The following is a 22,026-nucleotide window of genomic DNA, read 5'->3' as shown; positions in this document are numbered from 1 at the left end:
AATCCTAACCGAGTAGATGATACTCTAATTCCAATCGACCTCGGCAGTCTAGCATGAAGATAACGCGTTGTTTTATTAAACCCATTATTATGGTAACTGGGCGTTTCCAAGTGTAATAATTGTGTTATTCAAAAGAGCAATCTGTAAGAAATCCATGCATTATTAATTTGCTATGATCGAGAATAGTAGTTGTCGACAAGTCAAATTCATTTTGGAGGGATGGACATGAACCAAAACAATGCAACAAACCCAATTGCAACGCAAGTAGGTGAATGCGAGATTGTGATCACCCGCATATTTGATGCTCCACGCGATCTTGTGTTTGATGCTTGGACGAGGGAGGAGCACTTGTCGAAGTGGTGGGGGCCTCAAGGTTTTACGATGACTACTCAGCAGTTTGATATGAAGCAGGGCGGCACATGGGAGTTTATAAATTAGATTTAATCACGATGTAAAAACTGCTGTTAGCGGCTTTTTGTTTAATTGAGACAAAAGCTTTTTTCGATTGAATCTGAATGTTGAAGGAGTGTACGCATGAAGACATTAGGGTCGATGAATGTAGATGTTATAACGTTGTTTGTGGAGGATTTGCAAAGGGTGAGAGCGTTCTATCAAGAAGTATTTCGATTTTCCGCCATATATGAAGACGATGTGTCTGCAGTATTTGATTTCGGAAATATGAGCATTAACCTTCTGGATATTTCCGAGGCATACGGTCTGATCCATCCTGGAACAGTTGCAAGCCGAGAATCCGGATCTCGCTTCCAGTTTACCATTAGGGTGGAAGATGTGGATGCAGTATGTAATGAATTGAGTAAACAAGGCGTTACTCTACTTAATGGTCCAGTGGACCGACCATGGGGGGTACGCACTGCTGCCTTCACAGATCCGGCAGGACATGTCTGGGAGATAGCGCAGCAATTGATATAGATTTCAGTCTTCAGGCGGAGGTCAACGATAATGAGGTCCTTATAATAAGGAATGGAAAGGAGAGACATACCCATAATCAAGGCGGACATCTTTTTAAGACAAATTGGAGGTTGAAAAGATTGAATAGGCACGACAACAGCACCAATGCACCAAGCCTTCTTCGCAATCGGTTCCTGCAGACGATTTTATTATCAAGCGTACTTCTGCAGATCGGCATCTGGGTACGTAATTTCGCGATCCTCCTGTATGTTGCGGATAGAACAAATAACGATCCATACGCCATTTCGCTTATCAGCGTAGCAGAATTCGCACCTATTTTTGTTTTTTCGTTCATCGGAGGTACATTTGCGGACCGCTGGAGGCCAAAGCGAACGATGATCTGGTGCGATTTATTATCCGCGGTTTCGGTATTCGTAGTGCTTCTGACCATACATTACGGTTCTTGGCAATCCGTCTACCTTGTCGCATTCATCTCGGCTATTCTTTCGCAGTTCTCGCAACCTTCAAGTATGCGGTTATTTAAGTATCATGTGTCTGAAGAACAACTGCAGCAAGGGATGGCTTTATTTCAATCGCTGATGGCCATCTTCATGGTGCTTGGCCCTATGCTTGGCACCTTCGTTTACAGCACGTTTGGCCTTGAAACATCAATCGCTGTGATGGGCGTGGTCTTTCTGCTTTCCGCACTCGTCCTGATTCGCCTTCCTGAGGATAATATGAAATCTCAAACGGCCGCAGTCAAAGGGCAATTCCGTAAAGATTTCGTGGAAGGCTTCCGCTATGTTTGGCAAAGCCAAGTGCTGCGCATGCTCGGACTCGCGTTCATTCTCGCAGGACTTGCTGTTGGCGTAGCCCAAGCTCTCAACCTGTTTATCGTAACGGAGCGGCTGGGTAGGAGCGAGGAGTTCCTGCAGTATCTGCTGATGGTGAATGGCGTAGCCATGCTGATCGGCGGGGGGATCGTTGCCGTCTTTGCGAAGCGGGTTCCGCCGCAGGTTCTTCTTGCAATAGGCATGCTGGCAGGCGCGGTCTGCACAGCCATTGTCGGTTATTCGACGAGCGTTACGGTCACGCTGACCGTTCAATTTCTGAATGGGCTTGTCTTCCCTTGCATTCATATCGGAATCAGCACCATGATCCTGAAATGGTCACATGCTTCCATTGTCGGTCGGGTGAATGGGGTTCTGAATCCGATGTTCGTAGGCATGATGGTCATTTCTATGTCTTTTGCTGGTGCGTTAAAGGATGCCTTTTCGCTGAGTACGATATATGGCGGGGCCGGATTACTATTTCTTCTTGGTGCACTGGTCATGGTGCCAATCATGAACCAAAAAGCGCCGGATAACGTACTTACTGCACAAGAGATATAATCTCGCGATATTTATAAGGTTTGATGCAAAAGAGCCGGCTATGAAAAATGAGTCGGTTCTTCTTCATTTCCCGGTGGTTAACTTCCAGCACAAGCTGCTCATGAAGCTACGGGCAGTATGGCGTGACTCGGAATCTATCCATCGGACTAAAATGATTCCTGTCTGAACCTTCTTGTTATTTCCTTCGCCTATAAAGTGTAGAAACAACAATGCATCGTCCTGTCCAAATTGATAACGGGGCCCGGACGTGTGTTTTGTTTCATCAGATAAAGGAGGAAATAATCATGAAAAAAACAACCATCGTATATCTAAGTGCAGCGTCATTAATCGGAGGAACTTTGTCGTCGCACGCCGTTCATGCGGCTTCCCAAGCGGAAGCAGGGCAAAGCGTAGTAAGCTCCGGATTCAAGCTGAATCCGGCTATTATAAAGGAATACGGGGGAGCCGTATTTGAACTGGAATCTTTAACAGCTACTCCGCAATTCATGGAATATGTCATTTCACGGAATGTCCCTGAACATATGGATCCGGAAATGGACCGCAATATTATGCTTATGAACTATGTCGTCATGGACAGCAACGGATGGATTTACGACCGTATTCAGGCGGAAGACAAAATGCGCGAAAAGCCGGACGGCACGTTTGACCGTTATTATAAAGAGGGACTGGGCACTTTAAAGGGCAAACCGAAAGAACTTATCATCAAGCCCTATGTAGGAGGCAATTATGATGATAAAGGTACAAAATTAGCGAAAAAAGCCACCGTAACGGCGAAGCTATCGGATACCTATCCGGTTAAGCTGGATCAGGGCAAGATCGGAACCATGACCGTAACGGGTGTGAAATTCGAAAAGAACCGGACCGTGCTAACGTTGTCGATCGAAGGGGAGACGGCATCCATTCAAAACGTTGGAACTTGGCTCGGGGAAAATGGAAAGGCCCTGGATTTAACTCGTAAGGAATTGATCGGCTTAAAAGACGGTGTCTACCGCTACGAACTTGAATTCCCGGCGGTTGATCGAAATGCGCCCCTTCAGGTGATGACCAAGCGAATGACGCCTGTTACGTTTTTGAAAGAGTTGGAGATGAGGATTAAGCTCCAGTAAAAGCCAACCATATGCAGGAAGTAGAAACGGCCATCAGTGCCGTTTCTGTTTTTTTACATAAATAATGAACCGAACCTCCATTCTGTTCGCCTTTATAGTATAGTACTTTTGGGAGTTGACAGGATGGAAAGCGAAGAACGATTGTTTGAGTTGTGCCGGAAAGGCAATAAAGATGCTTTTTTTAAGCTGGTGGAACCTCTGCTGAGCCGAGTATACAGTACGTCCGCGGCTATTTTGCGCTCCACTCATTTGGCTGAGGATGCGGTACAGAACACGCTGATCGAAGCTTATCAAGCTATTATCAAAGGGGAAAAAATAAGGAATTTCAAATCCTGGTTCAATCATTTGGCGGCCTGCCGTGCATTGGATCTGGTCAGACAAAGGTCACGGCACGCTAATGTTTCGGGAAATATCGACAGTTGGAGCTTCCGGACGAGCATGAATCACCGCTCGAAGCCGTACTGAAAAAATCTTTAATTCAATTTGCCAAGGAGCTACCGCTTTGTTATCAGCAGCCGGAGGAGGACATGGTGGTGACGAAGACCCGGCAGCGAAGCGGCAGAAGAAGGTATACAATAGCTGCAGCCTGCATGGTGGTATTGTCCTTATCTCTGGGTTTTGCCGTGCAGAAGTCTCCGGCTTTTGCGGCTATGGTCAAAGGGATTCCCGGCTTCTCCATCGTTTCGGATTGGCTGGACACGCTGCGCGAACATGATGGCGTTGAGAACGCCCAATCCCATGCCTACAGTCCGTTTGAACCTGTCGTGAAACAGTTTGATGGGGTGACAGTCAGCATCAGCGATGTATATTTGACGAGCGATAAGCTGTCATATAAAGTGTTCATTAAATCCGACCGTTTGAAACAACATGTCTTTAAAAGACAGGACGGCAGTTTAGATCTTAACAGGGAAGCACCGGCCTATTCCGTAAATATTCCTGAAATTGCTGATGGAGGAAGCAGCGCTGGCGTTGTGATCGAATCAAGCGATGATGCAAAGGAGCCGATACTGGTCATCAGCCGGATTGGTGAAGTAAATCCAGAGGATGTCAACATATTTTTAAACCAAAACCCTAAAGAATTGCAATTTGAAATCAGTATTCGCCCCTACGTTGATGAAGACGACAAACAAACAACAGATACACTCAAGATGAGTGTTCCTTTTCATCATACGGACTGGCTAGAGGATCGTATCATACCGCTTCATCAGACTGTCAAGGTGGCGGGGGACCCGGATTTGCGGGAAATGACGCTGGAGCATATAAAAATTACACCGACCAATACCGATCTCGATATCAAACTGGCGGATGGAGCGGATTATTATTTGCTATTCGGCCATTCTGGAGCCGTCCCATATGTAACGGATGATAAGGGGAAGAAGTACCAATTGCATACGGACACTCCTCAGAACATGGTGGATGTTCCCGGCATGAAACGGATGAACGGCAACAAGCTTATGTTTACCGGCTCCCCTTACTTCGATGAGTCGGTGAAGTCTCTTACGCTGCACTTGGATCAAGTGTTACTGACAGAAAAGAGCCCGGGCGGATCGTTTACCCTTTCACTAGACGAAACATATCCAAAGAAAGTCCGCTTTAAAGACCAGGAGTTAACGATAACCGGGGCAAGTTACAAGAATGACTATTTGCGATTAAAAATTAAAAAGGAAAGTACCGATCATAACAAGCGTTTGGGGATTTTGTTTGCAATGCACCCCGAAGCCAAAGTGAGTTTAAATCCCGAATTACAGGAGCATTTCGATAAAGGCATCGGGATAGATTCAGGGGAAGCACGAGTGAGAAGCGAACAGGACGATTACTATGAAGTACGAGTTTTCGCTCCTAAGCTGGAAACCTATGAAATTGTAATGTTCCGGGAAGCTGCCCCGGTCCGGATAAACCAAGACATTACAATTCCTATCCGTTCACTACGATGACCGAGTGGCAATCATGCAGTCACGGATGACGCATTATGATCCAAGGTGCGCCGAAGTCTGCGTTATGTACAACCGAACGGCGCAACGCCTTCTACAGGGCGAAAATTTAAGAGCAGCCATCATGGCCGAGGTGGTGGGAAGCGAATACGAAGGCATCATTGAAGCACAGCCGGATTGCCCGGCAAGCGGTTTTGTGGTGCATACCTTCCGGTGGGTACTACATATTTTGCTCCAAACATCAGATTTTGCAGGCGTCGTACAGAAGGCGGCAAATCTAGGGGAAGATTCCGATACGATCGGCGCCATCGCGGGTGGGTTGGCAGGTATCTACTACGGATATGAGGGCATTCCTGCCCGATATGCGGAAGCGATCCTCATCCAAGAGAGACTCGATCGGATAATTTCGCAGCTGTATGCACTGAAAACTTCATAGAGTTGTTTGTCACCCTGCAGAAATTGAACAGGATTTGCCGGATGTCTGATATCATTCCCTGCTATTCTAAGGATGAAGGGAGGTCGTTGGATGAATGTGCTCGAAAAATTAAATGAAGCATTAGACTACATCGATCAGAATCTCGAGAATGAGATTGATGAACAAGAGATAGCTAAACGTGCTTACTGTTCGGTTTTTCATTTCAAAAGAATGTTCTCATACCTGGCAGGTATTCCTCTTCAAGAATATATTCGCCGCAGACGTCTTACGCTCGCAGCATTTGATTTGCAGGACAGAACAGTCAAAGTGATCGATATTGCCATTAAGTACGGTTACAATTCTCCAGACGCATTTACTCGCGCTTTTCAAGGATTACATGGAATTACACCAACAGAGGCAAGAAATACCAGCCATTCACTACAAGCTTATCCTCCAATGACCTTTCGATTATCAATAGGAGGTAGTGAGCCCATGAGGTTTAGAATTGAGCAAAAGGACGCATTTCAAGTGGTTGGGATAAGTAATAGAGTTACACCAGTAGATTCTGGAGAACATCCTGGTGTGGCACAGGTCTGGGGATCAACAGACAAGGAAACGTACAACTTATTGAAAGCACTTAACAATTTAGAACCATATGGAATTTTGCATGTGAATGTTGGAGATGCAATACGACTGAAGCAAGATTTTGATTATTACATGGGAGTTGCTTCAACAGAACCCTGTCCAGAATACTTCTCTAAATTATCTGTACCAGCTATGACATGGGTCGTATTTGAAGTTATGGTCCCGTGGGGGAAGGAGAAATGGCACCGTATTTATGGAGAATGGTTTCCTTCCTCAGGGTATGAACAAGTTGAAGGGCCAGTGATACAAGTAGGTCCTGATATCGAAGTAGGTATAGGAAAACAGGTGTTTACAGAAGAAAAAAAAGTCGAGTTATGGGTTCCTGTAATTAAAGTCCGGTAGAAAACACTCCATATATGGACAAGAAGCTATATTGTCAGTGCCATATCCAATCGACCTGTTCAGAAGGAGCACATTCTGATCGCAGTGAAAATTGTAGACGCTGCCAAAGCGGGCAATCAGGCAGATGTGACCAAGTTAGAGGCAGATTGGCATAGAAACGCCGACGATATCGCCAAATTTTTAAGCGCAGCGAATCCGAACTGGCAGTTTAAAACGCTGCAAGATATGCTGTATACGCATCTTCAGTTGATTACGGAAATCGTCGTTAGCTGTATCAAAGGAGATTGGAAAGCGGATATTGCAGCAACTGACAAAAACGAGATCCATATGATTCATTTAGCGGATATTCTGACGGAAGGCATTGTCAAACAATTTCTTGAAAAATTTTTGATGCGGCGCTTAAGAAGCAGATATCGTTGGAACAATCATTGGACTCAGACTCAAAACAGCACCTTGTTTTCCATAGGTGCTGTTTTGTTTACGCATTGATTCAAATAAGAAAATAGTGTATTTTAAAGGAATGATAAACCTTTATTACCAGATAAGTGTAATTTGAATAAACAGCAAGTTAGGTCTTGAGTGATACTGGCCTCTATTTTGGGAAAGGGGGGACTTTAGAATGTTCCTACTCAGTATCATTTTGTATGTGATCGTCGTTTCGTCCGGGTACTTATGGATCAAAAAAAAGCTGAAGATATCCTACGATTCAGATGGGCTGCTGTATAAGCATATTAATCGATTTCATCTAATTGGGGAGTCCATCATTGTAGTTGTTTTTCTAATCGGCCTTTTCTACATGAGGTTTGTTATGGAATGGAGATTATCGGCTTATCAGGACGTTATTCTTGTAATAGCTATTCTACATGCATTCAGATCCGTTGTTGAAAGACGCCTCAATAAGGATTCCAAACAATACCTCCTCAGTGCATATACAAGTGTATGCGGTCTGCTCCTCTTCCTGGGTGTTGAGCTATTTGTGTGATAACATAAGAAAAACGGAAATTCTATAAGAAACTTTTCATCTAAAACAAACCATAACAGAGCAGTTTAAGCTTTTTATAGTCACCCGAAAGGGTGGCGATGGGAAGCTTTTTTTATCGACTTCATGGGGAGAAGAGTGGGGGTCTTTATTCTCATAACTTTGAAAAAGGAGTCCGTAATGTTCCTGTCGGAGAACAAGAACATCTACGCATACAAAGTCGCGGAAATCGCGGCTTTTTTTGTGAGGAGGGAGGAGAATGAAGTTTAGTCCTTACCCGTGAGTGCTATAGGAATAACCGACTGGATTTTATACATGGCACGTTCCTCGGTTGAACCTTTCGCTTACTAATCCGTCGGCGAAATTGTGATACAAAGAATGCAGGATCCTTGGTGTTCCGGGGAGCGATTCGCTCTGTCAAATATAATTCCAAAAGTTGATTCAGTTCGATTGGAAGCGGGATGTACCTTCATTTGCCTCCTTTACCCAGTACCCCAATATGAGAACCTTCCCTGTCGTAATCTGGTATGTTCAATCTTACGATCTCGCTTACCCGCAGTCCCGCATATACCATCAATTCAACGATTGTAACATCCCTGATCAAATGTCTTCCTTTGATGAGTTCCAGCGAGGCATCCATGAACTGTTTTTGAAGATAGGTGGACTGTCTTTTTCTCGACCTTTGCTTTTTCAATATCCATAGCGGGATTATGATCCGTAACTCTAAATCGAACCATCACTTTATAGAACAAGCGGATTGCTGATTGGCTGCGATTACGGTAGCGTGCGCCAGCACCACTTTCTCTGACCTGGGTTAGATAGTTCATCACATCAATTTCCGTAACATCACCAACAGTTTTGTTATCCAAACTCAAAAGGAAATGCTTCAAATCGTGAAGATTACCATTTTGAGTATCTTTAGAGTATTCGCGATCCTTCAAGTAGGAAATAAACAACTTGACCTGCGATCATATCGATCAAATATTTCGGTATAACTAATGCAATTTTATTATAGCAAAAATGGGTTTCGTCGCAAAACGGAGAAGAGGTTAAACATGACACTCTTACGCGTCATTTAGCAGGTCGTCATATGACAACGAAGAAGTCGGATAAACGGTAGATCGCACGGATGGAAAGAGGTAGAATATCGTCACCGAAGAAGCATTAAGGAGAGAAGCATATTGATTTGGAAAATTGTAAAATGGATGCTGTCCATCATGGTTTTTGTTATTATAGGAGGGCTTCTGCTAGTAAATCTAACTCCCGTTCCATTTATCCATTGGCTTCGCAGCCAGCCGGAGGCAGAGCCCGCTGCACCTTCGAATTGGGCAGAACTTCAGCAGGTGGTAGAGGTTCATAAAGACCTCCCGTATCCTTCGACATTCAAATCCAACGAAATGGACATATACCTGCCCAAAGATCATGCCGGCAAACTGCCGACGATTATATGGGTTCACGGCGGCGCATTTGTGTCAGGGGATAAATCGGGTACCGCCTACTGGTGTACGATGATGGCCAGCAAAGGCTATGCGGTCGTCAGCATGAATTACGAGGTGGCTCCTGAGGCACGATACCCGGCACCAGTCCTTCAAATGACGGAGGTCTATCAGCATCTGAAGAAACTTAAGAGTTACCCGTCCTTGGATTTGGATCGCCTTATTGTCGGCGGAGACTCAGCTGGCGCCCAAATTGCATCCCAATTCATCGCAATTCAGACCAATGCCGACCTCGCGAAGCGAACAGGAATTTCACAAGTGGCTCCGGAGGATTCCATACAAGCGGCGCTGCTATATTGCGGTCCGTATAACGTCAAACAGCTGGCCAGCGTAACCGGCAGATTGGAGAAGTTTTTTCTGAATCAGCTGGGGTGGGCCTATATGGGAACACGGAATTGGAAAGATGGGACCGAAGCGGAAGATGCTTCAACAACAAACCATGTAACGAGTGATTTTCCGCCAACCTTTATTGCAGACGGCAACACCGGTTCATTTGAAAAACACGGTAAGGAATTGGAAGCACGACTTCAAGAAGCGAACGTACCCGTGAAGTCATTGTTTTACCCGCTGTCTCATGGCGTAGTGCAGCACGAATATCAATTTCAGCTTAACACCCTAGAGGCCATGGAGTGCTTTGATATGACGTTATCCTTTCTAGAGGAGCAATTGTAAAGGCTGGGATCAACAGTGACAAAGACTGGTGCTTCAACACTTGACGGGAGAAGTAGTAAGATGGGGATAGCTCAACACCAGGGAGAGGAGTCTCATTATGTACAGCCATATCAAGGCAATTCCTTGGAATTCGATTCGCGTCAAGCTCGTGCTTGGCCTTTTGGGCGTGTCAATCCCTTTAATCGCCTTACTGATCTATATGAGTTATTACAGTGTCAACGTCATTCATAACCAGGTAGCGGTCTCCAATAAAAATATGATCTCCATCCAAATGAGGCAGATCGATAACCAGCTCTCGGAGATCGAGCGGCATCTGGTGAATCTGTCCAGATCGGAAGTCAGTGTGCTTACGTTGAAAGATGCTGTGCCGGACAATGCGTATATGATGGCCAAAAGCGATGTTTCCCGGAAACTGTCCTCTGATCTTTCGGTTTACCCTTACATCGACGGGCTATTCGTATATTCTTTGCCGCGGCAAGATTTTGTGGAAGCCTACAAAGGGTCCATGACCTATAACGGATTATTAAAAATGCGAGATTACCTTCAGCAGAGCAGTACGAGCCAAAACCGCTTCTACGGAATGGAGGCGTACTGGCAGCTGCAAGAGATTGAAGGGACCTATTATGCGATCAAAGTGCTCAGGGATGACCATATCAGTATTGGATCCTGGGTATCCCTCAAGACATTGATGTCGCCGATGTCCGTACTGAACACGGGTGAAACCGGGGCTATGCTGTTCGTTGACGGCCATGGAAAGCGGCTCTATAGCACGAAGCCCTTGGAGGATGAAGCGTTGGATTTCACACATGGTTTCAACAGCTATTACATGTCAGGTAAGGACAAAGACTATCTCGTCGTGGGGGAGACTTCAAATAAAGCGGACCTCAGCATGGTCGCCGTCATTCCGGACAAGTTGACCCTCGAAAATCTACCATATCTCAAAAAGACGGCTGCCATCCTCTCCGCATTCGCTATTCTGCTGCTGCCGGTAAGCTTGTGGTTCCTGCGAAAGGTGCTGCTCCGGCCGCTGCAGAAGATCGTTCAATTGATGCGGAGAATCGGGGAAGGGAACTTCAATTTACGAATCGAGAAGATTCCGTCCGCTCCCGAGGAGTTTCAGCTGGTATACCGTACCTTTGATCACATGGTGTCGCAAATTGAAAAGCTTAAGATCGACATCTATGAAGAGCAATTGAGCAAGCAGCGGGCGGAGCTGAAGCAGCTTCAACTCCAGATCAACCCGCATTTTTTCATGAATTCCCTAAATATTTTGTACCATCTGGCACAGGTGAAGCGATACGAATTGATCCAGGAGATGACGCTGTGTCTGGTTCAATATTTCAGGTATATGTTCCAGAGCAATAACCAGGCTTTGGTTCTATTAAAGGATGAGCTGCAGCATACGAGAAATTATTTGCGGATTCAGCAGCTGCGGCTTCCCTATCAATTCGAAAGCGAAATTCATGTTCCGGATTATCTGCTGGAAACCCCTGTTCCTCCACTGATGCTTCAGACGATTGTAGAAAATACGATCAAGCATGCCGTAAGGGCAGATGTACGGACGATGCTGGTCATTGAAGCGGTCCTCGACGATCTGGCGGAAGAGCCGATCGTTTGCTTGACCGTTCGAGATACCGGAGAAGGATTTTCGGAAGAGGTATTGGAGGCGATCCGCTGCGGCGGACAAGAGGCAGACGCCGGGAGAGAGCATATAGGCTTGTGGAATGTACGGGAACGGCTGCGCCTGCAGTACGGGAATCGGGCGACGATGGATTGCTATAACGACGATCCCCACGGGGCGGTCGTCGAGCTGGTCATACCGTTAAGCCCTGGACAGGATGGGAAGGAGCTGAGCACCTATGCGTCATTTACTGATCGTGGATGATGAAGCGATTGCTGTAGAGGGGTTGAAAAAGGGTGTAGAATGGGCGCAACTGGGTTTTTCCACGATTTTCACTGCGCATAGCGCCGGCCAGGCAATGGAAATCATCCGGCGGGAGCATGTGGATCTTCTGTTATGCGATATTGAAATGCCTCAAGGGTCCGGCTTGGAGCTATTAGAATGGGTACGGGGATATAATCCGGATATCGTTGCGATTTTCCTTACCTGTCATGCCGACTTTCAATATGCCAAGCAGGCCATTCAGTTGGGCAGCTTTGATTATTTACTGAAGCCCGTCCCATTTGCCGATCTTGAATCCGTTGTACGGAAAGCGATCAAGAAACTCGAGCAGAAGCGTAAGCAATCCGAATTTAGTCAGTACGGGAAGTATTGGATGCAGCATCAGCCCCTGCTGGTCGAACGATTTTGGCTTGATATCCTGAATCAGTCGATCCCGAGCGGCTCCGCTGCCATTAAAAAAGAGGCAGAGGATCGGAATATTCCGTATTCGGAGGATATGATCTTTACCCCCATACTGATTCAGATTCGGCGATGGTATAAGGAAGTCACGCTGCGGGATGAGAAAATTATTGAATACGCGATACGCAAATCTGCTGAGGAGCTCATCCAGGAGCGGTCCGAGCATGGCATGCTGGTGCCGGTGGAGAAAGGACGATGGCTCGCCTTGATCAACAGGGATTCGACATCGGCGGATGATGAGACCAGCAAGGGCAGGTGCGAAACGTACATCGAAGCTTGCAGGAAATACTTCTATGCAGGGGTTTCCTGTTATATCGGGGAGTCGGCTCATGGCCATGACGTTGCCTCGATGTATATCCAATTGGATCGGATGAACGAAAGCAACGTCGCTTACGATCATCATGTCTTTATGTTAAAGGACGAGAAGCCGTCATATGCCTACCAGCAAATTCTTCCCGATATGAGCATGTGGGCGGTCCTCTTAAAAGAGGGGGCGAGCGGACAGGTGCTGAAGGAAGCGGAAGCCTACATCAGTGCTCAGGTCGAAGGTAACCAGCTCACATCGGATTTACTGAATCAATTCATTCAGGATTTTCAGCAAATGCTCTATTATGTCCTCCAGCTGAAGGGCATCCAGGCGCATCAGCTTCTGAGGGACAGTCGTTCCCTGGAGTTATATGCCAGGTCAGCGCGCTCATCTACGGATTCGTTGGCCTGGATCCGTCATATCGTAGAAAGGGCGATGGATTTTGCATTATCGGTGGAGCATTCGCCGAGCGTAGTAGAGAGAGTAAAAGTTTATATCCGCGAGCATTTATCCGAGGATTTGTCGAGGGAGGATATCGCGAGCCATGTGTTTTTAAATCCTGATTATTTGACCCGAATCTTCAAGAAAGGGACCGGCATGTCCATCTCGGACTACTTACTCCAGCAGCGATTGAGTATGGCTGCCGGGCTGCTCGCGAATACCGAGCTGTCCGTCAGTTCGATTGCGACCCGGATCGGTTATGCCAACTTCTCTCACTTTTCCCGCATGTTCAAAAAATATATGGATAAAAGTCCATTGGAGTACCGACAGGAGCATTCCGGCAGCGTAAGCTCTAGGTGAAAGTCGGTAAAGTGACAGCGAAAAGTCGTTAAAAGAGCAGTGCATGAAGTCGTCCCCTTTTACAATAGAGCTAGAAACACATAAATGACAAAGGAGGGGGAACAGATGAAAAAATCATTAGTTGGACTATCCTCGATGCTCTTGAGTGCCGTCCTTATATTGTCGGCTTGCGGGGGCGGTAAGGCAACCGACAAAGGCAATGAGAAGGCCGGTGAACAAAAAGACCTCACGGAGCTGACGGTTGTGCTGCCGGTGGCAGGCTCCATTCCGAAGGATATGCAGCAGGTGGAGGAAGCCATCAACAAGATCACGGTCGAGAAAATCCAGGCCAAGGTCAAATTTGAGCATATTTCTGTCGGAGACTGGGAGCAGCAGACCAATCTGATGTTTGCAAGCGATGAGAAAATGGATCTTCTGTACTTATCCGGCTATAACTTCAGCAACATCGTAGCAAAAGGTCAGCTGAAACCGCTGGATAGCTTGCTTGAGCAGCATGGTCAGGGTATTGTCGACTCCTTGGGTAAGGAATATTTACAAGCAACGCGGATCGGTGGCGAGATATACGGGACGCCGACGGTGCGGGATTTGGCGGCGAGCTACGGGCTGACGATGAGCAAAGACTTGGTTGATAAATACAAGATTGACGTTGCCTCGATCAAGACGCTCGATGATGTGGAAGCCGTGCTGCGAAAGGTTAAGGAAGGGGAAGGGCCAACGATGACACCTCTGGTTACTGGTGCGGCAGGGCAGTCCTTCAGAGAAAATTATGTCAACTATGATAGCCTGAACGATACGATCGGTGTTCTTCCGAACTATGACAACGACCTTAAGGTTGTCAATTATTATGAAACGAAGGAATACGCCGACTTTGTCAAAAGAATTCGCGGGTGGTATCTCGACGGATTGATTCCACAGGATATGGCAACGACGCAGGCAACACGGTTTGATATGATCAAAGCCGGAAAGGCCTTTGCCTATATGGCTATGCAAAAACCGGGCTTTGCGGAGAGCGAGAAAAAGTTATCCGGGTTGGATCTGGTTACTGCGGAGCTCGTGCCTCCTGTAGGGACGACGAGCACGGTAACAGGCGCGATGTGGGGCATTCCGGTCAATTCCAAAACCCCTGAGAAAGCGATGGAATTTTTGAATCTGATGTACACCGACAAGGATATTGTGAACCTGTATGACTGGGGGATCGAAGGCACGCATTATGTGAAGGTGGACGGTTTCGACAATGTGGTCGATTATCCAGAGGGCATGGATTATAACTCGGTAGGCTATAAAATGCCACTGGGCTGGCTATTCGGCAATCAGTTTCTGTCCTATGTCATGAATGGCGACGATCCGGAAATTTGGACCAAGACGGATCAATTCAACAAGAGCTCCAAACGCTCGAAAGCCATGGGTTTCCTGTTTGACGCTTCTCCGGTGAAGACCGAGTACGCTGCCGTGAGCAATGTCATTACGCAATATAAAATGCCGCTGGAGACGGGTAGCGTAGACCCGGAACAGATTTTGCCAGAGTTCATTTCCAAATTGAAATCTGCCGGAATCGACAAGATTATTGCGGAGAAGCAGAAGCAATTGGATGAATGGGCTAAAACGAACGGTGTGAGGTAAAGCTCTCATACGAACGGTCACAAACATCGATAAATTAAAAGCATGAACAGCAGGCCTCTCAAGGGTTAATCCTTGGCGGTCTGCTTTTTTCACGTGCAGGAGAAGCGCTTCCGATGGAATTGGGATATTCCATTACAACTACCCGTGCCCTTGGTTCTACTATGGTGCCGGTGAAGTCGGGAAAGCACAAATGTGAAGTCGTCTAAGCGGTAGTGACCCGGCGGCTTGAACTTTAAAATGAAGATATAGATTCGGCTATTAGGCCGCAAAGGGGGGGAAGTGCGGTGACGAGTACAACACGCCGTAAGGGACGGAGATCCCTTCGGAAGTATATTCCGCTATACATCATGATGTTGCCGGGTCTGATCTACCTGCTCATCAACAATTATTTGCCGCTGTTCGGTCTTAGCATCGCTTTTAAGGACGTGAACTACAGCAAAGGGATATGGGACAGTGACTGGATCGGCTTCAAAAACTTTGAGTACCTGTTCAAAACGGATGATGCGTTCATCATTACGAGAAACACGATTCTATATAATGCCGCGTTTATTGTGCTCGGGTTGATCGTTTCGGTCGGTATCGCGATTTTGCTGAACGAGATCCGCAACAAAGTAGCGTCACGCTTTTATCAAAGCGTCATCATTCTGCCGTTTCTCATCTCCATCATTATCGTCAGCTACCTGGTTTACGCCATGTTCAGCGTGAATACGGGAATGGTGAACAAGACGCTGCTTCCGGCACTTGGGCTTGATCCAATCTCATGGTATACCGAGCCAAAATATTGGCCTTTCATTCTGACTTTTGTCCATATTTGGAAGGCAGCGGGGTATTCCTGCATCGTGTATCTGGCGGCCATCATTGGCATTGATCCGGAATACTATGAGGCAGCGAAGCTGGACGGGGCCTCCAAATGGATGCAGATCCGCAAGATCACGCTGCCGATGATTACGCCGGTGATCACTATTTTGACACTGCTCGGCATCGGACGCATCTTTTATTCCGATTTTGGATTGTTCTACCAGGTGCCAATGGATTCCGGCGCTCTATTCTCGACCACCAACGTCATCGACACCTACGTATTCCGCGGGTTGATGCAGCTCGGTGATATCGGCATGTCCTCCGCGGCGGGATTCTATCAGTCGCTGGTCGGCTTCGTTCTCGTGCTGGTATCCAATTATGTTGTGCGGAAAATCGATAAAGACAATGCTTTGTTCTAAGGAGCGATCCATATGAAAAACGAATCTCGAGGCCTGCAATGGGCTGCACACATCATCATGATTGTTTTTTCCCTGGCGTGCATTCTTCCGCTCATCCTGCTGTTTATCTCATCGATCACGGATGACCACACGATTGCAATGGAGGGCTACTCGTTCTTTCCCTCCAAGTTTAGCCTGGGCGCTTATGAATATTTATGGAGAGAATCGGCGCAGATCCTTCACGCATACGGGATTACCATCCTGATCACGGTGATCGGTACGAGCGCCAGCCTTGTCATGACTTCACTGCTGGCGTATCCGCTCTCCCGAAAGGATCTTCCCGGCGGCGTTGTACTGTCGTTCATTGTATTCTTCACGCTGCTGTTTAACGGGGGATTGGTTCCAACCTATCTGGTCTATACCCAGCTGTTCGATTTGAAAAACACGCTATTTGCCCTGTTGATCCCTTGGCTGCTCATGAATGGCTTCAATGTGCTGCTGATGCGGACGTTCTTCGCCACCACGATTCCTTCGGCGGTACTGGAATCGGCCAGCATGGACGGAGCCGGTGAGTTCAGGATGTATTACAAGATCATTCTGCCGCTGTCGCTTCCGATTATGGCCACGGTCGGCATGTTTCAGGGGCTGGCATACTGGAACGATTGGAATAACGGATTAGTGTTCGTAACGGATCCGGAGTTGTTCAGCCTCCAGAATCTTCTCAACCGGATCATGAGCGACATTCAGTATTTGACCCGCAACAGCAGCATGAATTCAGGGAATGCATTGGAGCAGCTGCCGAGCGAGACTTTCCGGATGGCGGTGGCCGTCATCGGCGTGGTGCCGATCCTCGTTGCCTATCCGTTCTTCCAGAAATACTTTGTCAAAGGCATGACCATAGGTGCGGTAAAGGGCTAAACCTGACCGTATAAAAACAGGATGATCAAGAACAGGAGTGAAGCAGATATGATAGGCATTTGGCATTGTATTACCGACAAGCCGCGAATGAAAATACAGTTTAAAATCAGCAAAAAAGCTGCCTACACCCTCGATGCTGTAATGGAGCCCCTTCCGGTTCCGCTCTCATTCCCGACGGTTACGGTGCAGGGCAACCGAATACGGGGATTGGGCAAGGTGTTTTGGAAGCCGGATGAGGATCTTTCAGTAGAGCTGGCGTTCGATGAGGATTCTTTCACAGGTGAGCTCCGCATCCCATCCTTCGGGAGCTTCCCGCTTCGGGGCACCAAGGGGCGGGGGCCCTATCTCGCACAATCCTTGATGGAGGAAGCAGCAGCGTACCGAAAGAGCGGGGTTCGGGAACGCACGGATGAAGAGATCGCAGAGTCTGTTGAAGCTTTGCTCGCAGACATGTCGCTGGAGGAAAAGGTCGGTCAAATGTGTCAATGCCAGGCCTCCAATTTCTCCTTCGGGAATGCAGTGGAATCCGACCCGCCGGAGAAGCTGATTGCCGAGGGCAGAGCAGGGTCGGTGCTCGGAGCCTTCGACATTACAAGAGTATTCGAATTGCAGAGAATAGCGGTGGAGCAATCGCCGCACGGCATTCCGCTGCTGTTTCACGCGGACGTGATCCACGGCTCGCAGACCGTTTTCCCGATACCGCTGGCATGGTCCTGCAGCTGGGATATGGAAGCAATACAAGAAGCGTGCGCGATCGCCGCTAAGGAGGCCAGCGCTTCCGGCACAATATTCAACCACGGCCCGATGGTCGACATTACCCGTGACGCCCGCTGGGGCAGGGTGTCGGAAGGAGCGGGCGAGGATCCGTATTTAGGGGCCTTAATTGCCAAAGCTCAAGTTGCAGGCTACCAAGGAGAGTCCCTGTACAGTGAAGAGACGCTAGTTGCCTGCTTGAAGCATTTCATTGCTTACGGCGCCGCGGAAGCCGGCAGAGATTACAACAGTGTGGATATCTCGGAGGGCACTTTGCGCAACGTATACCTTCCGCCGTTTAAGGCTGCCCTGGAAGCGGGAGCCGGCTCGGTGATGAATGCCTTTAATATTTATCAGGGGGTCCCGGTTGCGGCCAATACGTTCTTACTGAAAAAGCTGCTGCGGGAGGAGCTAGGATTTGACGGGATCCTGATCTCGGATTACGGCTCGGTGGACGAGATTCGGGTTCACGGCCACGCGAAGGACACAAAGGAGGCTGCGCAAAAAGCCGTTCATGCCACAATGGATATTGAGATGGTGACTCGCGCTTTCGATCATCTGCCTGCGCTTGTCCGGGAGGGTAAGGTGACCGAGCCGCAGATCGATGATGCCGTTCGCCGCATTTTATATTTGAAGTACAAAACCGGCATAATGGACGACCCGTTTCGATATATTCGCCCAGAGAAAGAAATCGAATATCACTTTAACGCAGCGCATCTTCAGGCAAGCCGGGAGCTGGCCCAGAACTCGATTGTTCTGCTCAAAAATAATGGCGTGCTTCCGCTCATAAAGGAAGCCGGCAAGATCGCGCTGATTGGTCCGTTCGCCGATAGCAAGGACCTGCTAGGACCATGGCAGTTCTCCCGATATGGTCATGAAACCGTAACCCTGTATGAAGGAATGCTGGGGAAAGGCATCCCTGCGGAGCGCCTCCTGTACGCTCAGGGAAGTGGAGCATATGAATCGATTGACGGCGGAATCGAGGCTGCGGTCATGCAGGCCCGCAAGGCGGACTTCGTCGTTCTGGCGCTAGGTGAGAGCAGCGATATGTCGGGTGAAGCGGCTTCCCGTATGGATATCGTCATCCCCGAGGCGCAGCAGCGGCTGGCGGAAGCCGTGATCGCGGAAGGCAAACCGACGGTTCTTGTTCTGACGAACGGCCGTCCGCTGGTGTTGGACTGGTATGACCAGCATGTCGATGCCATTGTGGAGACCTGGTTCCTTGGCTCGCAGGCAGGTCACGCCATCGCCGATGTGTTGACCGGGGATTACAACCCGTCGGGCAAGCTGACGATGAGCTTCCCTGCCCGCATCGGACAGGTGCCGGTATATTATAACGGCTTTAACACCGGCAGACCGGTAACTGAAACGAATCAAAAGGATAAATTCATTTCCAAATACTTAGATGGCCCGAATGACCCGTTATATCCTTTTGGACATGGGCTGAGTTATACGAGTTTTGAGTACTCAGGGATCAGGCTGGACCGCTGCGAAATGACGGCGGACGATACGATCACGGTATCGGTAAAGGTGACGAATACGGGCGCTGTTTCCGGGGAGGAAGTCGTCCAGATGTACATTCAGGACTGCTGCGGGAGTATTGTGAGGCCGGTCAAGGAGCTGAGGGGCTTCCGGAAAGTATGGTTGGCACCGGGAGAGAGCCGGGAGATTACGTTTAAGATTAAAGGCGAGGAATTGACGTTCTGGTCGCCGGCATCCGGCTACACGGCTGAGCCCGGCAAATTCAAGGTGTATATCGGATCCAGTAGCCGGAATGTATGCGAAGGCATGGAGTTTGAATTGCTGGATCGATTGAATCATGCGGAGGAGGAATGGAAATGAGTGAGCAGCGGGATTTGAAAGCATTGATTTCGCAGATGACCTTGGAGGAGAAGGCGAGTCTTTGCTCCGGCCTGGACAATTGGCATACGAAAGGGGTGGAGCGGCTGGGGATTCCATCCGTCATGGTGACGGACGGACCGCACGGGCTGCGTAAGCAGCGGGCCTCGTCCGACCATCTGGGCTTGTTCGACAGCGTGCCTGCAACATGCTTCCCGTCGGCGGCGGGCGTAGCGAGCTCATGGAATCGTGACTTGATCTACCGGATGGGCGAAGCGCTGGGAATAGAATGCCAGGCGGAGAATGTAGCCGTACTGCTGGGGCCGGGAGCTAATATCAAGCGTTCCCCTTTATGCGGCCGCAACTTTGAGTATTTTTCGGAAGATCCTTATCTATCAACCGAGATGGCAACCCATCATATCCGGGGGGTGCAGAGTCAAGGGGTAGGAACCTCACTCAAGCATTTCGCGGCCAACAACCAGGAGCATCGGCGAATGACGTCGGACTCCGTGGTTGACGAACGGACGCTACGTGAAATTTACCTAGCCAGCTTTGAGGGCGCCGTCAAGCAAGCACAGCCATGGACCGTTATGTGCTCATACAACAAAGTGAACGGGGAATTCGCTTCCGAGAATGAAACCCTGCTGACCGATATTTTGAAAAATGAGTGGGGCCATGAAGGGTTTGTCATTTCGGACTGGGGTGCGGTCAATGAGCGGGCGAAGGCGCTCGCGGCAGGCATGGAGTTGGAGATGCCGTCAAGCCACGGCGAGGGGGATGCAAAAATTGTGGAGGCCGTCAGAAGCGGTCAGCTGCCCGAGGGTAAGCTGGACGCGGCGGTCGAGCGTCTGCTTACCGTGATCTTCAAAGCGGTGGATCAGCGGAAACCGGATGCGACCTTTGATCAGGCGGAGCATCATCGTTTGGCGCGTGAGGTAGCTCAAGAGAGCATGGTGCTGCTTAAAAATGAAGGCGGGATGCTGCCTTTGGCCCGAAGCGGCCGTATCGCCGTGATCGGCGCATTAGCTAAGGAGCCACGCTATCAGGGCAGCGGCAGCTCCAAGATTCGTCCGACACGGGTGGACGATATATTGGAGGAACTGGAGGCATCGTCCGGCGATGCGCAGATCCATTACGCGCCTGGCTATAAACTGAACGAAGAGGATAGCGACCAACAGCTGCTTCAGGAAGCGCTGGCCATCGCATCCGAGGCCACCGTTGCCGTTGTATTTGCCGGCTTGCCGAACCGCTATGAATCGGAAGGATTCGATCGGAAGCATCTGCGGTTCCCGCCGAATCAGATCGCTCTGATCGAAGCGGTAGCGAAAGTCCAGCCGAATCTGGCCGTGGTGCTCAGCAACGGCGCACCGGTGGAGATGCCGTGGCTTGGAGAATCCAAAGCGGTGCTGGAAGCGTATCTGGGCGGTCAGGCGATTGGCGGAGCGATCGCCGACATTCTGTTCGGTGACGCTAATCCTTCTGGGAAGCTGGCCGAGACGTTCCCGGTTGCGGTAAGCGACAATCCTTCGTATTTGTTTTTTCCCGGGGAAGGCGACCGGGTGGAATACCGCGAAGGCCTGTTTGTCGGGTATCGCTATTATGACACGAAAAAGCTGGATCCCCTGTTTCCATTCGGGCACGGGCTGAGCTATACCACATTCGAATACTCCAAACTAACGGTGAATAAGAAGCGGCTAAAGGATACGGAAAAGCTCACCGTTACCGTAAACGTAAAGAATACGGGTGCTCGACCAGGCAAGGAGATCGTGCAGCTCTATGTTCATGATATGGAGAGCAGCGTGATTCGGCCGGAACAGGAGCTGAAGGGCTTTGACAAGGTGGAATTGGCACCAGGGGAAGCGAAGACCATTATCTTCGAGCTGGATCACAGAAGCTTCGCCTATTATGACATCGAGCTGAAGGACTGGGTTGTCGAGAGCGGCGATTTTGAGATTCGAATCGGCAAGTCCTCCCGGGATATCGTGCTTACGGAGATTGTTGAGGTGGAGTCCACAACTGATCGGCAGATCGTATTCCATCGTAACTCCACCGTATCGGATTTGAAAATGGCCGCCAAAGGCGCGGCTTTTGTGGAGGATTTTATCGGAAAGCTCCCGTTTGCATCGGCGCTTGAGGACGGCTCCAATGGGGAAATGTTCAGGGCATTTCTGGATGCCATGCCGCTGCGCGGGCTGCTGTCATTCAGTGGGGGGAAAACAACAGAGAAGCAGCTGAGTGACCTCATTGACTACCTGAACAGCTGATTTACTATGACATGGTTCAAGCAGCTGATTCAAAAGTTTGACGGTGGAACGCGGTATAACCCGTAATATAACAAACAATG

The 22,026-nt window shown here is 48.7% G+C and carries 18 protein-coding genes and 2 pseudogenes; 18 read left to right on the top strand and 2 right to left on the bottom strand.

Annotated features, from left to right (window positions below):
- Positions 1-225: 225 nt before the first annotated feature.
- From J7E85_RS09205 to J7E85_RS09165, 10 genes and pseudogenes are all read left to right on the top strand, one after another.
- Positions 226-432, top strand: a pseudogene (locus J7E85_RS09205) (SRPBCC domain-containing protein); the annotation flags it as partial.
- A 102-nt stretch (positions 433-534) separates the two neighbouring features.
- On the top strand, positions 535-930 hold the full coding sequence (locus tag J7E85_RS09200; protein WP_215157089.1) for a VOC family protein: 396 nt from the start codon (positions 535-537) through the stop codon (positions 928-930).
- Between the two features lie 119 nt (positions 931-1,049).
- On the top strand, positions 1,050-2,300 hold the full coding sequence (locus J7E85_RS09195; protein ID WP_215157087.1) for an MFS transporter: 1,251 nt from the start codon (positions 1,050-1,052) through the stop codon (positions 2,298-2,300).
- A 284-nt stretch (positions 2,301-2,584) separates the two neighbouring features.
- The gene (locus tag J7E85_RS09190; RefSeq protein WP_215157085.1) at positions 2,585-3,406 is read left to right on the top strand and encodes a DUF5643 domain-containing protein; all 822 of its coding nucleotides are present in this window, start codon (positions 2,585-2,587) and stop codon (positions 3,404-3,406) included.
- 123 nt (positions 3,407-3,529) lie between these two features.
- Positions 3,530-3,871 (top strand): RNA polymerase sigma factor, encoded by a 342-nt coding sequence (locus J7E85_RS33945; RefSeq protein WP_251035587.1) that lies wholly within the window; start codon positions 3,530-3,532, stop codon positions 3,869-3,871.
- Positions 3,826-5,340 (top strand): DUF4179 domain-containing protein, encoded by a 1,515-nt coding sequence (locus J7E85_RS09185; RefSeq protein WP_251035586.1) that lies wholly within the window; start codon positions 3,826-3,828, stop codon positions 5,338-5,340. Before J7E85_RS33945 ends, J7E85_RS09185 begins: the two co-directional genes overlap by 46 nt.
- Positions 5,341-5,353: 13 nt before the next feature.
- Positions 5,354-5,773, top strand: a complete 420-nt coding sequence (locus J7E85_RS09180) for an ADP-ribosylglycohydrolase family protein (RefSeq protein WP_285228802.1) — start codon at positions 5,354-5,356, stop codon at positions 5,771-5,773.
- A gap of 90 nt (positions 5,774-5,863) precedes the next feature.
- On the top strand, positions 5,864-6,739 hold the full coding sequence (locus J7E85_RS09175) for an AraC family transcriptional regulator (protein ID WP_215157083.1): 876 nt from the start codon (positions 5,864-5,866) through the stop codon (positions 6,737-6,739).
- 66 nt (positions 6,740-6,805) lie between these two features.
- Positions 6,806-7,126 (top strand): annotated as a pseudogene (locus tag J7E85_RS09170) (glycosyltransferase); the annotation flags it as partial.
- A gap of 232 nt (positions 7,127-7,358) precedes the next feature.
- The gene (locus J7E85_RS09165) at positions 7,359-7,721 is read left to right on the top strand and encodes a DUF4181 domain-containing protein (RefSeq protein WP_215157081.1); all 363 of its coding nucleotides are present in this window, start codon (positions 7,359-7,361) and stop codon (positions 7,719-7,721) included.
- A gap of 466 nt (positions 7,722-8,187) precedes the next feature.
- On the opposite strand, the gene J7E85_RS34800 is transcribed toward J7E85_RS09165, so the two are convergent.
- Both J7E85_RS34800 and J7E85_RS33940 read right to left on the bottom strand, forming a co-directional pair.
- Positions 8,188-8,358, bottom strand: a complete 171-nt coding sequence (locus J7E85_RS34800; RefSeq protein WP_353049478.1) for a tyrosine-type recombinase/integrase — start codon at positions 8,356-8,358, stop codon at positions 8,188-8,190.
- Positions 8,297-8,659: a site-specific integrase gene (locus tag J7E85_RS33940; protein ID WP_251035584.1), complete on the bottom strand. Its 363-nt coding sequence runs from the start codon at positions 8,657-8,659 to the stop codon at positions 8,297-8,299. The genes J7E85_RS34800 and J7E85_RS33940 overlap by 62 nt, the downstream gene beginning before the upstream one ends.
- A gap of 240 nt (positions 8,660-8,899) precedes the next feature.
- On the opposite strand from J7E85_RS33940, the gene J7E85_RS09155 reads away from it, so the two are divergent.
- The 8 genes from J7E85_RS09155 to J7E85_RS09120 all read left to right on the top strand — a co-directional run bounded on the left by J7E85_RS09155 (position 8,900) and on the right by J7E85_RS09120 (position 21,946).
- Positions 8,900-9,886, top strand: a complete 987-nt coding sequence (locus J7E85_RS09155) for an alpha/beta hydrolase (protein ID WP_215157079.1) — start codon at positions 8,900-8,902, stop codon at positions 9,884-9,886.
- A 97-nt stretch (positions 9,887-9,983) separates the two neighbouring features.
- Complete coding sequence (locus J7E85_RS09150; RefSeq protein WP_215157077.1) at positions 9,984-11,771, top strand: sensor histidine kinase; 1,788 nt, start codon at positions 9,984-9,986, stop codon at positions 11,769-11,771.
- Positions 11,746-13,356 (top strand): response regulator, encoded by a 1,611-nt coding sequence (locus tag J7E85_RS09145; protein WP_215157075.1) that lies wholly within the window; start codon positions 11,746-11,748, stop codon positions 13,354-13,356. The genes J7E85_RS09150 and J7E85_RS09145 overlap by 26 nt, the downstream gene beginning before the upstream one ends.
- A gap of 105 nt (positions 13,357-13,461) precedes the next feature.
- A complete protein-coding gene (locus J7E85_RS09140; protein ID WP_215157073.1) occupies positions 13,462-14,976 on the top strand; it encodes an ABC transporter substrate-binding protein in 1,515 nt (504 codons plus the stop codon).
- 347 nt (positions 14,977-15,323) lie between these two features.
- Positions 15,324-16,193: an ABC transporter permease gene (locus J7E85_RS09135; protein WP_215157170.1), complete on the top strand. Its 870-nt coding sequence runs from the start codon at positions 15,324-15,326 to the stop codon at positions 16,191-16,193.
- Between the two features lie 12 nt (positions 16,194-16,205).
- Positions 16,206-17,090 carry a carbohydrate ABC transporter permease gene (locus J7E85_RS09130; RefSeq protein ID WP_215157071.1) on the top strand — a complete coding sequence of 295 codons (885 nt, stop codon included), beginning with the start codon at positions 16,206-16,208 and terminating at the stop codon, positions 17,088-17,090.
- 48 nt (positions 17,091-17,138) lie between these two features.
- Positions 17,139-19,685: a glycoside hydrolase family 3 N-terminal domain-containing protein gene (locus J7E85_RS09125; protein WP_215157069.1), complete on the top strand. Its 2,547-nt coding sequence runs from the start codon at positions 17,139-17,141 to the stop codon at positions 19,683-19,685.
- On the top strand, positions 19,682-21,946 hold the full coding sequence (locus J7E85_RS09120; protein ID WP_215157067.1) for a beta-glucosidase family protein: 2,265 nt from the start codon (positions 19,682-19,684) through the stop codon (positions 21,944-21,946). Before J7E85_RS09125 ends, J7E85_RS09120 begins: the two co-directional genes overlap by 4 nt.
- The last annotated feature ends 80 nt before the right edge of the window (positions 21,947-22,026 follow it).

Source organism: Paenibacillus sp. ISL-20 (assembly GCF_018613005.1).
Lineage (GTDB): Bacteria > Bacillota > Bacilli > Paenibacillales > Paenibacillaceae > Paenibacillus_AQ.
Note: the sequence above shows the minus strand (reverse complement) of the source record. Positions and strands in the feature narration are given on the sequence as shown.

What these genes read in the sequence shown, in the direction of transcription:
- J7E85_RS09200 (WP_215157089.1), top strand. Translation starts at nt 535, where the DNA reads ATGAAGACATTAGGGTCGATGAATGTAGATGTTATAACGTTGTTTGTG.
- J7E85_RS09190 (WP_215157085.1), top strand. Translation starts at nt 2,585, where the DNA reads ATGAAAAAAACAACCATCGTATATCTAAGTGCAGCGTCATTAATCGGA.
- J7E85_RS33945 (WP_251035587.1), top strand. Translation starts at nt 3,530, where the DNA reads ATGGAAAGCGAAGAACGATTGTTTGAGTTGTGCCGGAAAGGCAATAAA.
- J7E85_RS09180 (WP_285228802.1), top strand. Translation starts at nt 5,354, where the DNA reads ATGCAGTCACGGATGACGCATTATGATCCAAGGTGCGCCGAAGTCTGC.
- J7E85_RS09175 (WP_215157083.1), top strand. Translation starts at nt 5,864, where the DNA reads ATGAATGTGCTCGAAAAATTAAATGAAGCATTAGACTACATCGATCAG.
- J7E85_RS09165 (WP_215157081.1), top strand. Translation starts at nt 7,359, where the DNA reads ATGTTCCTACTCAGTATCATTTTGTATGTGATCGTCGTTTCGTCCGGG.
- J7E85_RS34800 (WP_353049478.1), bottom strand. Translation starts at nt 8,358, where the DNA reads ATGGATGCCTCGCTGGAACTCATCAAAGGAAGACATTTGATCAGGGAT.
- J7E85_RS09150 (WP_215157077.1), top strand. Translation starts at nt 9,984, where the DNA reads ATGTACAGCCATATCAAGGCAATTCCTTGGAATTCGATTCGCGTCAAG.
- J7E85_RS09145 (WP_215157075.1), top strand. Translation starts at nt 11,746, where the DNA reads ATGCGTCATTTACTGATCGTGGATGATGAAGCGATTGCTGTAGAGGGG.
- J7E85_RS09140 (WP_215157073.1), top strand. Translation starts at nt 13,462, where the DNA reads ATGAAAAAATCATTAGTTGGACTATCCTCGATGCTCTTGAGTGCCGTC.
- J7E85_RS09135 (WP_215157170.1), top strand. Translation starts at nt 15,324, where the DNA reads ATGATGTTGCCGGGTCTGATCTACCTGCTCATCAACAATTATTTGCCG.
- J7E85_RS09130 (WP_215157071.1), top strand. Translation starts at nt 16,206, where the DNA reads ATGAAAAACGAATCTCGAGGCCTGCAATGGGCTGCACACATCATCATG.
- J7E85_RS09125 (WP_215157069.1), top strand. Translation starts at nt 17,139, where the DNA reads ATGATAGGCATTTGGCATTGTATTACCGACAAGCCGCGAATGAAAATA.
- J7E85_RS09120 (WP_215157067.1), top strand. Translation starts at nt 19,682, where the DNA reads ATGAGTGAGCAGCGGGATTTGAAAGCATTGATTTCGCAGATGACCTTG.